Genomic DNA, 15,101 nt, shown 5'->3' on the forward strand with positions numbered 1-15,101 from the left:
CTTTTCTCTTTTCATGAGGGCGGTTTTTCTCTGCAAAGAAAAACCGGGATTCTCGACAGAGAACCCCGGAATGCGTTCAATCTTCAGATTTCAATGGGTGAACGAACGATCAGCGATTGATCGATCTGGCCATGCGGGTATAGGTGTGCCGCTTGCCTCGGATGGCGATACTGTAGGCCATCAGATTTTCTGGATCCATGCCCCCTACTCCGGCATCGCCGATATGATGCAGATCGGTTCCAGTCATTTTGCACATCAAGGCAATCTGTTCAATGGTTGCTGATGAAGCGCCTTCCTGCGAAGTGCCAATTGCGGTTAAAGACAGTTTTCCCTGTTCATGAATGAGATCGATCATCTCTTTGACAAAGTCAAAGGTTACACCTGGAACTGTGCCGGGTGCGGGCAGTAAAATAACATCTGCACCGGCATCCGCGAATGCTTTGATCTGCTCCTTGTTAATAATATGGTTTCCGGCTTCTTTTTTAGATCCGGCCGCATGCATTTTTCCGGCCATTAAGATCAGATCTTCTCCTACGGCTTCGTGCATTTCTTTTAAGGCGTCAATGATGGCCGCATTGTCCACCCCTGTTCCTGGATTTCCGGTCAGCAGGATAAAATCAAAGCCGAGTTCTTTTGCCTTCAGTGCATTTGCAACCATAGCCTTACGTCCTTCTGGCATTTCGAATTGTTCACTGATCATTTCAGACTGTCCAACCGGCTCCAGATTGACCCCCACCAGACGACCGGTGTAGTTTTTAAGGGTGCGAATCACTTCTTGAGGTTCAGCATCAATTCCAGCTACATGCGGATGTTCGCAGTCAAACGCGTTCAGCAAAAGCAAGTCAGCGCCAAACGCCGCCGCCATTTCGGCATCGCTCAGTGGAGCAAGCAGTTGGGAGTCATGGAACAGGGACAACTCCTGAACCAGTACTCTTCCCTCGCTGGCTTCCATCGCCATGAGTCTTTCCTGCTTGTTCATTTTCTTTAAGTCTGATGTGTCACAGTTCAATAATCTTTTCATTCTCTGTTTTCTCCTGATCAAATCTGTTCAAAATCAGTACAATTCCAGTTTTTCCAGCTCATTCACCCGACTTTTCTGGCCTTTAAATGGCTGCCAAAACTGGTTCTCTTACCTGTTTCAACATACTCTAAACCGTAGGGAATATTCGGGAAAGTTTGTTCACTTCTCGAGGAAATGCGCTGCAAGTGGCTTTTATGGATGTGGATCACCGGTTTCTGGCGATAGAAAAAAGCCTCCAATCGTTTGAACAGAGGCTGGTTTGTTGAGATCGTGATTGATATTCCTGTTGAGATTCGATCCGATTTTGGTCTTGATTAGAATCCAAATACAACGGCATCGTTTGCAGTGTATGGGAAGCTGGTGAAGTTATAAGCGTATCCAACTCCGCTTACAGGTTCGTAGTGAACCATGCGGTTTGTTGTATCGGTAATGCAAGTCTGGAATACGATTCCGTTATTGGCACGGGCTCTTGCGATTTCTTCGGTAGAAACGCTGTCATTGGCAACCCAGGTATCGGTCATCTGGTAAACCTGGCCATCGACTTCAACGTACTGTGGTAAGGAAGCAATTTTGTCGCCATTTGCCATACCGGAATGAGCGATGAACCATCCATCCGCCCAGATCCCGATCGATCCATCAGCTGGAGCAGATCCTGCACCCCATGCAGGAACATAGGTGATATGCCATACATTGTCCTGGGCAGCGGCTGGCTGAGAAACAGGAACTGCTGTCGGTGCTGGTGCATAGTCAGGTTCAACTTCGTCAAATGGTACAAATTCGGTCTGTGCAGCTTCAACTGGAGCCGGTGTTTCTACTGGTGCTTCTACAACTTCAACTGGAGCTGGCGTTTCAACTGGTGCTTCTACAGTTTCAACTGGAGCTGATGTTTCTTCCTGGCTGACTTCAGCTTCGATTGCAGCTTCAACTGGCTGTTCTGGTGTTTCGACTTCAGATTTTAAAACTTTTTTGTCAGAGGCAACGACTGCGACTTTATTTTCGCTGGTGTAAGCATGACCGGCAACTGTTGGTTCATTGGATTTCATTACAGCAATTCCGATGATGGCAGCTACGGAGCAGCTGGCAGCCAGAGCAGCAAGTCTGAATGCTTTAGTTCCTTTATTGGATTTTAATGTTGTGTTTTCTGTTGTGCGTTTCATAATCTATTCCCCTTGATGCCCGATCAGGCATCTGTATTCTCTTATCATTGATCCAGGAGAAATGAAGACTTTCTTAATATCTGAAGTTCTTTTCTTTATTTCTCCTTAATTCCGTCTTTATTCTATCCTTATGTTTTTGTTTTGTCCATGGTTTTTTCAGTATTTTTATACATTTTTTAAATGCTCAATTTTTAGCATTTATATCATCTGATCCAGTTTGATATATCATTCTTATATAAGAACATTTCCAGATTTTTCGCCAATATTCTATCTGTTTTGATCTGTTTCTAATTTTAAATCGATTGGATTTCAGTCTTATTTAAAGCGTTTATGCGGTTTGTGCAAGAAAAAGTGTAAAGATTTTGCGGATTTTCTTCATCCCAATATAAATTCAATATAAATTTTAAGAAGAATCTTTATCCTATTTCTTAATTCTGATTTTAATCTTTATCAGATCTCTAATTTCATCTTTCTGCGGATATTTTTATTATCTTATTTGTGGTGCGAGATATAAGATGCCTCTCTTTTCGCCTGAACATCTTGCTCTTTCTTTATAGTTCTTTATGGTCCCTATGAATCTTCATTCTTTATATCCTCTTTTGATCTTTATTGACTCTCATGGACCTTTATGGAGAGTAAGAAACGTTGATCTATTGTTCTGTTTTCCATTCGTTCCAAATGGAATGCCACACTGATTTACTGTTCTTTTCCCTCTTTGGTGCAATCCTGATTTCTGAAACAGAATTCCGGTTGATGGGTTCAAAACGCAAAAAGGCCAGCATGGCCTGTTCTTCGAAGAATCAGGCCATGCTGGCTGAAGAGTGATTGTTTTGAATTCTGACTTTGAATGTTTTTTGAGGCTGCTTTGGAGGGAACTTTTAGTAAGACTGGGTTTTGGTTTACTTTGAAAGTCGCACTTTGGGAGCGGATTCTGGCATGAAAAAAGGCGCCGGATCGTTGGATGATCTGACACCTTGAAACGCGAATATTGGATCTGAATTTGCTGAATTCAGATTGTTTAGAACCGATCCAGTCTGTTCTCAGTCCGCTTCTTTTCCTTCTGCTCCTTTGGCAGGTTCAGATCCAGGTCCACGTCCAGCAACTGAATCTGGTTTCGATCTTTCGGATTTGGCTTTTTCTTTGGCTTCATCCTGGCCAAGAACTTTCAGAATGGCTGTGCAGATTTCATCAAAGCCGGTCTTTTCAGTCGAAGAGATCGGATAGATAAACTTCAGTGGAATCTTCAGATCGCGAGAGATCGTTTTTAAGGCCGCCAGACGTTTGGTCTTTGGCACTTTATCGATCTTCGTGGCGCCGACAATCACCTGACGACCAGTCTGCTTGAAGTAGTCGATCATATCCAGGTCATCGGCACTTGGTGCATGGCGCGCATCCACCAGGGAAACGACGCACGCGATATTTTCGCGTTCACCGAAGTACTCGTCCATCATCTGGCCGAGTTTCTGAAGCTGACTTTTGGACAGTTTGGCATAGCCATAGCCTGGAACATCGACTAACACCCAGGTGTTATCGATCGAAAAGAAGTTCAGCAGCTGGGTTTTGCCCGGCGTGCTGCCGACGTAGGCAAGTTTTTTACGGTTGGTCAGCGCGTTGATAAATGAACTCTTACCGACGTTGGAACGACCGACGACAACAACTTCTGGCAAATCGGATTCAGGCCATGAGTCTTTTCCGCTCGAAGAGACGATAAAGGCGGCATCATGGTGAATCATGCGTCTGCCTCTTTAGACTTTTCTTTTGTTTCTGGCTCGTCTTTTTCTTCAATTGGAGTCAGCGGGCTGACTAGCGCATTGGCGAGAACTTCATCGACTTTGGAAACTGGAATGAAGTTGACTGCATCCTTGACTTCCTGAGGGATTTCATCAAGGTCTTTGACATTTCCCTTTGGAATGATGATCGTGGTAATCCCCGAACGGTAAGCCGCTAAGGATTTCTCCTTCAGGCCACCAATTGGCAGAACATTGCCGCGCAGGGTCACTTCACCGGTCATGGCAAGGTTGGCTTTCACAGGAATACCCGTTAACAGCGAAGTCAGGGCGGTTGTCATCGTAATACCAGCAGATGGACCATCTTTTGGAATCGCGCCTTCTGGTACATGCAGATGGATATCCGTTTTGCCAAAGACCTTCTTGGAGATACCATAGCGGTTGGCGTTGGCGTGGATGTAGTCCAGGGCAATCGTCGCCGATTCTTTCATGACATCCCCAAGCTGTCCGGTTAAAATCAGCACACCTTTGCCATCAAATTTATTGGCTTCAATCTGTAAGATATCGCCGCCAAAGGAAGTATAGGCCAGACCGGTAACGGTACCCACCTGGTCTTCCATTTCTTTTTTGCCGTAATCGACTTTTTCGTTGCCTAACCATTCTTTGATCAGGTCTTTATCGATGACGATCTTTTCTTTCTTGTCTTTCAAAATGGCAAGAATCGTCTTACGGGCCAGCGATGCGATCGTACGTTCGAGCTGGCGGACACCCGCTTCACGAGTGTAGTAGCGGATCAGATACAGAATCATGTCATCTGGAATGATGAGCTGTTCTGGAGTCAGACCGTTTTCTTTAAGCTGCTTTGGAATCAGGTGATCTTTGGCAATATGGATTTTTTCCACATCGGTATAGGACGAAAGCTCTATGATCTCCAGACGATCACGCAAAGCGGCTGGAATATTTTCCAGATAGTTTGCGGTCGCAATAAAGAGAACTTTGGACAGGTCATAAGGTTCTTCAATGTAGTGATCAGAGAAGAAGGCGTTCTGTTCCGGGTCAAGAACTTCGAGCATTGCAGCCGATGGGTCACCTTTGATATCCGAAGCCATCTTGTCGATTTCATCGATCAAAAAGACTGGGTTGATGACTTTGGCTTTCTTCATCCCCTGAATCAGACGGCCAGGCAGTGCGCCTAAGTAAGTTCTGCGATGGCCGCGGATTTCGGCTTCATCACGCACACCGCCAAGGGACATCTTGACAAAGTGACGATCAAGCGCACGGGCAATGGATTTAGCCAGTGAAGTTTTACCCACGCCAGGAGGGCCGGCAAGGCAGATAATCGGAGCTTTTAAAGAGTTGGTATTCTGTTTTACGGCAAGGTATTCCAGAATCCGTTCTTTGACTTTTTCCAGGCCAAAGTGGTCTTCTTCGAGAACTTCTTTCACCTTTTCAAGGTCTTCGTTGTCATCGGTATGCTGCCACCAGGGCAGATCCATCAGCCAGTCAATATACGTTTTAATGGTTCCCGTTTCGCCGCTGGCCATAGGCAGGTTTTCATAACGAGTCAGTTCTTCAAGAACTTTGGCTTTAATGGATTCCGGGTAAGGATTTTCGGCCAGCCGCTTGCGGATCTGGTCGCCTTCTTTTCCTGGCAGGGAACCATCGTTGAGCTGTTCCTGGAGGGCACTGATTTTTTCACGCAGATAGAAATCTTTCTGGTTCTGGTCAATGCGATCTTTAACCGTCTCATTGATTCGTTTTTCAACTTCCGTCAGCTGTTTTTCTTTTTCAATATCTTCAAGAAGCATCGTCAGACGATCGTTAATGCCGGTTGTTTCCAGATACTGCTGTTTACGCTCGATTGGCAGCGAGAACAGCTGGACGGCTTTATCGGTCAGAGCATCAGGCTGGATGCCTTTGGTCAGTTCCATCATCAGATCTTTGGACATGAATTTTTCGCCTGGGCGCATGTTTTCAAAGGCCTGAGCAACCATGCGCACCAGAACGGATTCTTCCATTTCATTCTGACGCTGACTTGGCATCATCGTAACCTGGCAGAGTTCAGACAGGTTTCCTTCTTCAAAGGAATCAAGTTTTACACGCTCAATTCCTCTGAATTTGATCCGCAGGAATTTTTCAAAGCGGCGGATGTGGCGGATTTCGCATAACACGCCCACTTTATAAATATCGTCTTCACCTGGATTGTCTGCATTCATGTTCGACTGAGTGAACATGCAAATCCGGTCGTTATAGTTATCCTGAGCATTTTCGATGGCTTTCAGACTGTTGGCCCGTCCGACATCAATAACAAGTTCCTGGCCCGGGAAAACAATGACCCCCCGGGTGCAGATAATGGGATACGTTTTCGAATTCATCTAAATCTCCCGTTCTAATTTCGAAAAAAGACGCTAGTATCAGCGTCTTTTTTTTGTCTTCTTATAGTGTATTCTGTTTTGCTAAAATCTGTTGCATTTTAGCCTTGACTTTAATGACTACTGAGCGTCAACCATTGCTTCAGTTGCTTTATCTAACAGAAGAGTGTGTTTCAATTTTTTCAGATCGACACGGCTCTTGAGGGTTTCAACTGGTACTTTGACTTGTTCTGCGTATTCAGCAATTTCTTTATCAAGTTCTTCATCGCTTACGCTCAGGCCTTCCTCTTTAGCAATGGCTTCAAGAATGAGGGTATTGAAGACGCGAGTTTCCGCTTCACCTTGCAGGATGTTACGCAGGTCTTCTGCAGTCTGGCCAGTATATTTCAGATACTGGTCAAGCGTCGCACCGCCCTGACGCAGCTGATCGGCCACGCTCTGTACCAGAGCCTCCGCTTCTTCATTGATCATAACTTCTGGAATGTCAACTTCTGCATTGCCACGGATCGCACCGAACAGAGCGTTCATGTATTCATCGTCAGCCTGAGCCTGTGCGTTGTTTGTCATGTTTGTTTTGATGGTTTCGCGCAGCTGATCCATGGATTCCATGCCAGGCAGATCTTTCTGAGCTTTAGCGAATTCATCATTGAGTTCTGGTAATACAACATGGTAGATATCATGAGCAGTGACATGGAAAACAGCTTTTTTGCCAGCCAGTTCAGCTGCCTGGTAATCTTCTGGGAAAGTCGCTTCGACATCTTTTTCTTCGCCGGATTTCATGCCCACTAAGCCTTCTTCAAAGCCAGGGATGAATTCGTGGCTGCCAATGGCTACGCTTACGTTATTCCCCGTTCCCCCAGCAAATGGTTCACCATCAATTGTGCCAACGAAGTCGACTTCAATGGAGTCGCCTTCTTTAGCTTCTTCGCCATCTTCAGCAGCGACCATTTCAGCATCTTTTTTAGCGATAGATTTTACTGCGTTTTCAACCTCTTCGTCAGTAATCTCTACAGTTTTCTTTTCGATGCCAAGGTTTTTCCACTGACCGAGTTTTGCTTCTGGAGCGACAGGGACGATAAAAGTCAATTCCAGGGTTCCGTCTTCGTTTTTCTTGAAATCGAGAGTAGGTCTGTCAAGTGGTTCAACATCGTATTCCTCAAGCAGGCTGTTGAGAGTTGCCTGAGCAAGTTCTTCAGCTGCCAAGGAGGTGATGCCTTCAGCACCGAAGTATTTTTTAACTACCTGTACAGGCACTTTCCCTTTACGGAAGCCTTTCAGGTTCATCTTAGCAGACGCTTTATTAATGGCCTTTTTTTCGGCTTTTACAGTAGCATCAGCGTCTACAACAGCTGTTAAAGTAACAGTATCGTTGTCATTTCTTGTGAATTGAGTACTCATGGTCATTCTCCTCGCTTTTCAATCTTTAATGGATAGAGCTGGATCTGTTCAAGATTGTGGTCTCTGGCAAATGTCTTCCAGCCAGCCTCGTCTTTCATGGATATATAGACCAGGCGGACAATCGAAGCTGCCAGTGATCTGGGATCAACTTCTTCAAAGCTTAATGGAAGTGTTTCAAGCACTTCCTGCTCAAGCAGCTGTCCGGCAAAGTCTTCGCTTAATACGAAGCTGCCGCCCAGCCAGTCTTCAAACAGCTTACGCACCTGAACTAAAGTTGGATCCTTATAGTCAGGGGTAATCAGCGACGGAACAAATTCAAAATCCAGTCCGTCTTTGGATATCGAAAACGGCTCTTCAATCCGCTGACGGATCAGTTCCCGGATTAATTCTCCTTTAAACTCATCGAGCAGCATTGGATCGTTAAGCAGCTTCTGGACCTGGTCGTGATAGTTGCGCAGATTCAGGGTCTGAAGGACAGCGACAGCTTTTTCTTTTGCTGCCGGAGATCCATTTATCAGGGAGTCCAGACGCATTGCGCTGTCTGGCACAGGCTGCGGCTGGTCAGATTCAATCTCTTTACGAAGCTCTTCCAGTCTTGCAGCAATTTCTTCAGGCACATACGGAATCGAAAGTTCCTGTTCAATCACTGCCAGAGCCAGAGGGGCTTTTCCAGCTCGCCTTAACGCTTGTATATTGTCAAAAACGCTTTGATAAAAGGAATTCATAAAATCCTCCAAGCTTTCGAAATTATACATAATCCGCCTGAAGTTGGCAACAGACGGACGGTTTTCAAACCTTATCTATTGTAACAGAGTCCGGGCGGTTCCGCCGTTTTTAGTTCCTCAGCAGCAAGTAGATTTCACTTTATCGAAAGCAAATTCTATTTATCGGCTGATTTTGGCCGTTTGTTGCAGCCATGGCCAGACCGCTTGCAGGCCTTATACCTTTTTATATTGACAGTGTGGATTTTTCACGGATTTGAAACATCGAAAACAGATGAATTTACATCCATAAAAGATACTGAGTTTCCAACTTTTATATTCACTGACTTTTCTGCGGCCCCTTCCGCTCAACAGACAGTCCCCGATCTGCTCGTTATTTGTTGATCTGCTCTTGATCTTTTCTCAACCTGTATACGATTTACTTTTCATTCGCTTTACACCTTTTCTTTCCTTCTGTTCTTGTTTTGGGAGCCTCCCTTTTTTCGCCCAAGGACAGTTTGTTCAGACATCTCTTTCGTTCCATAATCATCCCGATCAAACTGATCCTTACAGGAGCAATCGTCTCTTTTCAGTTTCAGACTGACAATGATCATTCCCGCCAGTTTTCCGAATCGATTTTTCATGAACAGTCAGTCATTTTCTCTGAACTGTCTCTCTTTTGCTCTTTGTTTCATTGTTTTCGAGTCAAATCCGACCTGAAAGACGTGCTTCAGCCCATAGGGAGTAAGGCGAATAGGATAAAATATACATGCAAAAGGAAGATGATAACCATGTACAATATTGAATTTCCTGAAAAAAACTTGGCGATTGTATCCTTTACGATCTCCAAGGACGAGTTTAACAATGACCTTGAGGCAGCTAAAAAAGCAATCGGTGATGACGATGTAAACAAAATCCGTGAATTTGCCATCTCTACCGAAGCGGGAAAAGTCCTTGCTCAGGCTGTAAAAGAACATAACCTGAAAATTGCGACTGAACCTTCGTTAGTCTCTGACGTCAATCCAGATGGCTCTGTTACCGTTACTCTGAACATCGTTCTCGTTCCAGAAGTCGAACTGCCTGCTTATACAGGACTGAACTTCGAACGTGAGCCAATCACGGTTACAGACGAAGAAATCATGCAGGAAGTCCTCCAGCGGATCTCCTCGACAAGACTCTGGAAAGAACTGCCAGCCGATGCGGATGCCAAAGAAGGCGACCAGGTCATTATTGACTTTGTCGGCGAAAAAGATGGCGTTCCATTTGATGGTGGTTCCGCTCAGAACTTCCCACTGGTTCTGGGAAGCGGTCAGTTTATTCCGGGATTTGAAGATCAGCTGCTTGGCGCTAAAGCCGGCGATGAAAGAACTGTCGAAGTCACTTTCCCTGAAAACTACTTCGAACCAAGCCTTGCCGGCGCCCCAGTAATCTTCAAAGTAAAAATCCATAAAGTTGAAGAACCTGTAAAACCAGAACTCTCTGACGAATTCATCGCCCAGATGAAGCTCGATGGCGTTAAGACTGTTGATGAACTCCAGGCTAAAGCAAAGAGCGATCTGTTCGACATGCGTACCCAGGAATTCGAAAACCGTCTGGCTTACGACATCCTCAACCGCATCACCCAAGGGGCCAAAATGGATATTCCTCAGGCCATGATTGACTCTCAGGTCGCCCAGCATATGGCGCAATATGAAAACCAGGTTGGCCAGTATGGCATGTCGCTTGCTGACTTCCTCAAAGCCAGCCACCAGACCATGGATGAATTTAAAGCAAAAGTTTATCCAGAAGCTGAACAGGAACTGCGTGCCGCTCTTGTTCTGGAAGCCATCGCAGCCAAAGAAGAAATCAAGGCTGACGACGAAGACCTGAAAAAGGAATATGAACTGCTCTCTGCCGTTTATAACTTCCCAGCTGAACAGCTCAAAATGATCCTGCCAGAACAGGCAGTTGCGGCCCAGATCAGCCAGCGAAAGACTCTGGATTTCTTAAAGGAAAACAACGTTAAAAAATAAGCATCAGGATTGAGCTTTTCAGAACTCAGTCTGCTTACAAAGCCAAACAAAGGACGATGCCTATCCTCATGCGAGGATAGATATCGTCCTTTTTAATTCACCAGAAAAACAAAGTATAGCTTTTGTAGGATTTATTTTGAAATAAGCGCCGGTTTGTGTTCAGCGACGGATGGATTGGAGACTTTGAAGGTTACAGATGGCCGCAAAGTCCATCTTGCTTTGAGGCGCCGGTTATTGATAGACCCCTTGCGGACCATCAAATGCTGGTTGCCGCGTTCATCAAACCAGCCTTCAAAATCAAACCCTTCTTTTTGAGCTTTTGGCAGCAAAAATGTCGGTGTAAGGCAGGTAAAGGTCTGAATCGGGTCCTCCACAAAACTTCCCTCGTCCAGATCGTAATGGACTTCAAAGGGGGTCAGGTGCCATTTGGCATACAGCGTACAGGAGTGTAAAAAGTCATGATCGGGCAGACAACGATGTTTGAGATTTTCATCCAGGTACCAGCCATCAAAGCTGTACCCGATGCGAAGCGGATTAGGCACCGTTTTCAGCCTGCCATCCAGACCGACATTCTGGTCTTTCATTCTCGCTCCGCCATTGGTATCAAAGTGAACAATGACCGGATCCTGAAATTTGCCGACCAGATGAATCGGCTGGCGGATGCCGTCGGGTAAGTAATCCACCCGCTTGCCATCCAGAAACCACCCGACAAACTGTCTGCCATTGGCTTTGGCTGGATAAAGTTTGACGATTCCGGATTCCGGACCGCCTTCATGCGGGTTATATTGAGAATTCACGCCTTCTTCGAGTTCATAATAAATCGGGAATTTCTGGGCAGTCCATTTTGGATACAGTTCAATATTTCCCGGAAGCCGGCCGCCCGGATTGAGTTTGCGTGTCAGATTTTCATCGACATACCAGCCTTCAAACTGATAGCCAGTTCGATCTTTTTCCATGTCATTCCCCTTTCTTTCACGATAAGTCACCAAGTCCAGTCTTGCCTTGGCAACATGGCTTTGTTCGTTTCATTTTACGGGTCCTATCCATAATTTAACAAGATGATCCATTATTTTTTCACAAACTCCACCTTGTTCAGATGAGATTTTCTTCATTACCCAAACAAAAAAATGGATAGAAACGTCATGGATCGAAAAAATCGACTTTTTATCCATCCCCATTCAGAATGCTGAATAATCAAACATATAAAAGTGAAAGGGGCTGTCCGAATTCGGACAGCCCCTTTCACTTTTTGGGCACATTAAAACAGTCGGATTATTTAACCTACCGATTGGATGGCGTTCAAAAAACGTTCGATTTCATTCATTCAGACGAAAGTCTCTTTTGACTTCAAGGAATTTTGTCTTGTGCAGTCAGAACGGTACGCACATTCTGGCTGCTGCTCTTTTCAAACGTACAGTATGCATTCCGCCTTTCTGGACAGAATTCTTTTCGCTCCGATACCATTTTTCTAGCGGGCAGTCAGTTTTCTGATTCTGTCTTCAATTTTGCGGATGACTTCGATAAAGCAAGCATCACTTTGGCCTGTTGGATCCTCCAATCCCCAGTCTTCATCAAATCCCCTTTTAATAAAAGGACATGAGACACCGCATCCCATCGAGATCGCGATATCCGGTTTTGGGATTTGGTCAATCGTTTTGCTGAACTGACTTTTTTCCATATCGATGCCGTAGATCTCTTTCATCAGTCTTACCGCATCCTGATTGATCTGTGTTTTTTTTTCTGTTCCCGCCGAATAGAAATCAAACTTATCCCCTGCCAGATATTTTCCTAAAGCCTCTGCCACCTGGCTGCGGCACGAGTTATGAATACAAATAAATGCAACTTTCTTTTTCTTTATTTCCATTTTTAGTCCTTCAACTTTCTCATTCTTGTTTTAATCGACTCATCTTCACTATTCCTTATTGAGAAAGCATATTTTTCAAGTCAGCTCGAGTTAAAACCCGGCCAGCAGACACCACATGGTCGTTGACTACCAATGCGGGCATGCTCATGACACCATATTTCATGACTTTCGCCATATCAGTGATGTACTCTGTTTTGACTGGTATGTTCATCTCTTTTACAACTGCCTGTACATTATCGTACAGTGCGTGACACGATTTGCATCCAGAACCCAGTACTTTAATCGAAGTAATTGAACTCTGGGCCTTCTTTGGCTGTGTCTTCTCAGCTTGAATGATCGTCATTGGTTCTGTACTGTACTGGCATGAACAAACCTCTGCCTTTTCTTCTTTTCGTTTTCTCAATCCAAAAATTGACATAAGTTTTCCTCCTAAAGTTAAACAATTAAAGGTTGAATGGCATTAAAGAAATAACCAACCAGAATAATGCCTGTTGTGCAGATCACCACAAAGAGTGTCAGCAGCTTTGGCTTGACTGCTTTTGCCAACATGATCAGCGAGGGCAGAGATAAGGTCGTGACTGCCATCATAAAGGACAGGACAACACCTAATAAAGCCCCTTTCGAAAGCAAGGCTTGCGCAATTGGAATCGTCCCAAATATGTCGGCATACATCGGGATTCCCGCCAGAGTGGCAAGGATGACTCCAAATGGATTGTCATTACCTAAGATTCGTACAATAAATTCTTCTGGAATCCAGTTGTGAATAATCGCACCGATCCCAACACCGATCAGAACATAAGAAGTCACTTTCTTGACAGTGGAAACGACCTGCTGCCAGGCAAATCGCATTCGGTCACTGGGGCGCAGTTGTTCTTGGGGCAGATCAAAGTTCTGTCCATGCCGCACATACTCTTCTACCTGGTCCTCCAGATGCATTTTATCAAGCATCGTTCCACCTAAAACCGCAATCACCAGTCCCAGCAGTACATAAAGCACGGCCACTTTCCAGCCGAAAATACTCATCAGCAGCAGCAAGCTGGCCAAATCCACCATGGGCGATGAAATAAGAAAAGAAAATGTGACTCCTATGGGCAAGCCTGCACTGGTAAATCCAATAAACAATGGAATGGATGAACAAGAGCAAAAGGGAGTAATCGTTCCAAACAAGGCTGCAATAATATTGGCCCAGATACCATGAAAACGTCCCAGAATTTTTCTTGTCCGTTCTGGTGGAAAATAGCTTTGAATATACGAGATGATAAAAATCAAAACACTCAAAAGAACCATGATCTTAATCGTATCGTAAAGAAAAAATTGAATGCTGGCGCCTATACGGCTGGTAAGATCTATCCCGCAGTTTTCTAATAAAGCGCCAATCAGCCGATTCAGCCAATGCATCCCCAAAATTTCATTTTGAAAAAAAATCCATCCTGTTTCGATCGTATCCATACAAACCTCCTTTTTAGATCCACACATTTAAATGTATCTATATATAATTGAATAAAAGATCCGTGTTCTCATCGGCAGCTGCATGTGTCCTGAGAACACGGCTGTTCTGAATCTTCATTTTCTGATGAAGCCAGCATTTGCAAATATCGGATAGCTTGAAGCATTCCCTCTTCTGATAAAGAATAATGGGTCCACTTCCCTTCTTTACGGCTTTTGACAATTTCAGCATCACACAAAATTTTCATGTGGTGAGATAACGTTGGCTGGGAAACTTGAATGTCCTCCAATAAATTACAACCGCACTTTTCACCAGTTTGTAAGAGCTGGATAATTCGAATTCGATTCTCGTCACAGAAAGCTTTAAAAATTTTAGCGGCCTTTTTAGCGTTCACTTTTTCTTTCCTCCTTAGCTGTCTGGATCAATTTGCGATTTTCATTCTACTTGTCATATAGATAATCGTCAATATGAACTCTTCATTGGTCAACTCCATTTCTGCTCTACGATCCATTTTTTCTCTTTTGTTATCGCCATCCTTCCGCCGCTCGGATCTCTATCGTCGTGAGTATTCACCGCTGAAACAGCCATATAGTTCATCACTGGCTCTTACGCAAAGTCTGTGGTTTTTCCGGAAAATTCTGATTATGTCCTCTTAAAATCTTTTAAATAAAGAAGGGCTGACCAGTAATTCTTAGCGGACGACACAGGTTGCGTAAGAACCCACCATTTCCAGTGCGTCCGCCTCATCTTCAGTTCCACACTGCCGTGACATCTTTAATTTGGGCTTGGCACTTTCACCCCATCTCTCGGCATGTTATTCGAAATTTCGGATAATATGCCGAGCCGCTTGCCATACAGGTTAAGCGAAAAAAGAAAACCTGTGATCATTTCCAGAGCGATCAGCGTCTTTCTGATTACGGCAATTGGCCAAGTGTTCTGCATACCGAGAAGATGCATGCCAGAAATCTATACACAAAGCCCAAGAAAGTCTTCAAGCGGGCGCTCCAGAAAAAACAAGCCGGAATCTGATCCCTCGAAAAACAGGATAGAATTCCTGGCTTTTCGTCGCACCCTGGTCTAGAGTGTAAACAGTAGCGAATAGACACAAAAGTTATGGCATCTTTCCAAGCTTAGACTTGTATCTTTTTCGATTCAGTGTTAATATTCTCTTGCTGTCCTGGTAGCTCAGTTGGATAGAGCATGCGCCTTCTAAGCGCACGGTCGGGTGTTCGAATCATCTCCAGGACGCCATTTTTTTGCACTTTTGCGGGCTTTCTTTGAAAGTCCGCTTTTTCTTTGTGTTTGGCACCACCATGTCGCAATAAAAAAGGCGAATGGATAGACGCTGTTTTTAGGAAAAAAGCAGTGCCCATCTTAAAAATTGGAGCACTGCTTTTTTCCT

At 44.6% G+C, this 15,101-nt stretch carries 12 protein-coding genes and 1 tRNA gene; 2 read left to right on the forward strand and 11 right to left on the reverse strand.

Annotation, left to right across the window (positions count from 1 at the left end; translation table 11 throughout):
- Positions 1–109: 109 nt before the first annotated feature.
- The 6 genes from U4956_RS02255 to U4956_RS02280 form a co-directional block, all read right to left on the reverse strand.
- Positions 110–1,021, reverse strand: coding sequence for a haloacid dehalogenase-like hydrolase (locus U4956_RS02255; protein ID WP_323088748.1), 912 nt, complete (start codon positions 1,019–1,021; stop codon positions 110–112).
- Between the two features lie 314 nt (positions 1,022–1,335).
- Entirely contained in the window at positions 1,336–2,178 is an 843-nt protein-coding gene (locus U4956_RS02260) for a hypothetical protein (protein ID WP_323088750.1), read from the reverse strand.
- A gap of 1,040 nt (positions 2,179–3,218) precedes the next feature.
- Positions 3,219–3,911, reverse strand: a complete 693-nt coding sequence (yihA, locus tag U4956_RS02265; RefSeq protein ID WP_323088752.1) for a ribosome biogenesis GTP-binding protein YihA/YsxC — start codon at positions 3,909–3,911, stop codon at positions 3,219–3,221.
- Entirely contained in the window at positions 3,908–6,280 is a 2,373-nt protein-coding gene (gene lon, locus U4956_RS02270; RefSeq protein WP_323088754.1) for an endopeptidase La, read from the reverse strand. Before lon ends, yihA begins: the two co-directional genes overlap by 4 nt.
- Before the next feature lie 117 nt (positions 6,281–6,397).
- Positions 6,398–7,675 carry a trigger factor gene (gene tig / locus U4956_RS02275; RefSeq protein ID WP_323088756.1) on the reverse strand — a complete coding sequence of 426 codons (1,278 nt, stop codon included), beginning with the start codon at positions 7,673–7,675 and terminating at the stop codon, positions 6,398–6,400.
- Between the two features lie 2 nt (positions 7,676–7,677).
- Positions 7,678–8,400, reverse strand: a complete 723-nt coding sequence (locus U4956_RS02280; protein WP_323088757.1) for a hypothetical protein — start codon at positions 8,398–8,400, stop codon at positions 7,678–7,680.
- Positions 8,401–9,167: 767 nt separating this feature from the next.
- Here U4956_RS02280 and tig (U4956_RS02285) point away from each other — a divergent pair.
- The gene (tig, locus tag U4956_RS02285) at positions 9,168–10,388 is read left to right on the forward strand and encodes a trigger factor (protein WP_323088758.1); all 1,221 of its coding nucleotides are present in this window, start codon (positions 9,168–9,170) and stop codon (positions 10,386–10,388) included.
- Positions 10,389–10,519: 131 nt separating this feature from the next.
- On the opposite strand, the gene U4956_RS02290 is transcribed toward tig (U4956_RS02285), so the two are convergent.
- The 5 genes from U4956_RS02290 to U4956_RS02310 form a co-directional block, all read right to left on the reverse strand.
- Positions 10,520–11,344, reverse strand: a complete 825-nt coding sequence (locus tag U4956_RS02290) for an InlB B-repeat-containing protein (RefSeq protein WP_416347406.1) — start codon at positions 11,342–11,344, stop codon at positions 10,520–10,522.
- A 512-nt stretch (positions 11,345–11,856) separates the two neighbouring features.
- Positions 11,857–12,246: an arsenate reductase ArsC gene (locus tag U4956_RS02295; protein WP_323091437.1), complete on the reverse strand. Its 390-nt coding sequence runs from the start codon at positions 12,244–12,246 to the stop codon at positions 11,857–11,859.
- 61 nt (positions 12,247–12,307) lie between these two features.
- Positions 12,308–12,670: a thioredoxin family protein gene (locus tag U4956_RS02300; RefSeq protein WP_323088759.1), complete on the reverse strand. Its 363-nt coding sequence runs from the start codon at positions 12,668–12,670 to the stop codon at positions 12,308–12,310.
- A gap of 17 nt (positions 12,671–12,687) precedes the next feature.
- Positions 12,688–13,701: a permease gene (locus U4956_RS02305; protein ID WP_323088761.1), complete on the reverse strand. Its 1,014-nt coding sequence runs from the start codon at positions 13,699–13,701 to the stop codon at positions 12,688–12,690.
- A gap of 68 nt (positions 13,702–13,769) precedes the next feature.
- Positions 13,770–14,093 (reverse strand): metalloregulator ArsR/SmtB family transcription factor, encoded by a 324-nt coding sequence (locus tag U4956_RS02310; protein WP_323088762.1) that lies wholly within the window; start codon positions 14,091–14,093, stop codon positions 13,770–13,772.
- A gap of 780 nt (positions 14,094–14,873) precedes the next feature.
- Between U4956_RS02310 and U4956_RS02315 the strand changes: the two genes are divergently transcribed.
- Positions 14,874–14,950 (forward strand) — tRNA-Arg (locus U4956_RS02315).
- Positions 14,951–15,101 lie beyond the last annotated feature (151 nt).

Origin of the sequence: Allobaculum sp. JKK-2023 (assembly GCF_034745455.1) — a bacterium.
Classification (GTDB): domain Bacteria; phylum Bacillota_I; class Bacilli_A; order Erysipelotrichales; family Erysipelotrichaceae; genus Allobaculum.

What these genes read in the sequence shown, in the direction of transcription:
- U4956_RS02260 (WP_323088750.1), bottom strand. Translation starts at nt 2,178, where the DNA reads ATGAAACGCACAACAGAAAACACAACATTAAAATCCAATAAAGGAACT.
- tig (WP_323088756.1), bottom strand. Translation starts at nt 7,675, where the DNA reads ATGAGTACTCAATTCACAAGAAATGACAACGATACTGTTACTTTAACA.
- U4956_RS02255 (WP_323088748.1), bottom strand. Translation starts at nt 1,021, where the DNA reads ATGAAAAGATTATTGAACTGTGACACATCAGACTTAAAGAAAATGAAC.
- lon (WP_323088754.1), bottom strand. Translation starts at nt 6,280, where the DNA reads ATGAATTCGAAAACGTATCCCATTATCTGCACCCGGGGGGTCATTGTT.
- yihA (WP_323088752.1), bottom strand. Translation starts at nt 3,911, where the DNA reads ATGATTCACCATGATGCCGCCTTTATCGTCTCTTCGAGCGGAAAAGAC.
- U4956_RS02290 (WP_416347406.1), bottom strand. Translation starts at nt 11,344, where the DNA reads ATGGAAAAAGATCGAACTGGCTATCAGTTTGAAGGCTGGTATGTCGAT.
- U4956_RS02305 (WP_323088761.1), bottom strand. Translation starts at nt 13,701, where the DNA reads ATGGATACGATCGAAACAGGATGGATTTTTTTTCAAAATGAAATTTTG.
- U4956_RS02300 (WP_323088759.1), bottom strand. Translation starts at nt 12,670, where the DNA reads ATGTCAATTTTTGGATTGAGAAAACGAAAAGAAGAAAAGGCAGAGGTT.
- tig (WP_323088758.1), top strand. Translation starts at nt 9,168, where the DNA reads ATGTACAATATTGAATTTCCTGAAAAAAACTTGGCGATTGTATCCTTT.
- U4956_RS02280 (WP_323088757.1), bottom strand. Translation starts at nt 8,400, where the DNA reads ATGAATTCCTTTTATCAAAGCGTTTTTGACAATATACAAGCGTTAAGG.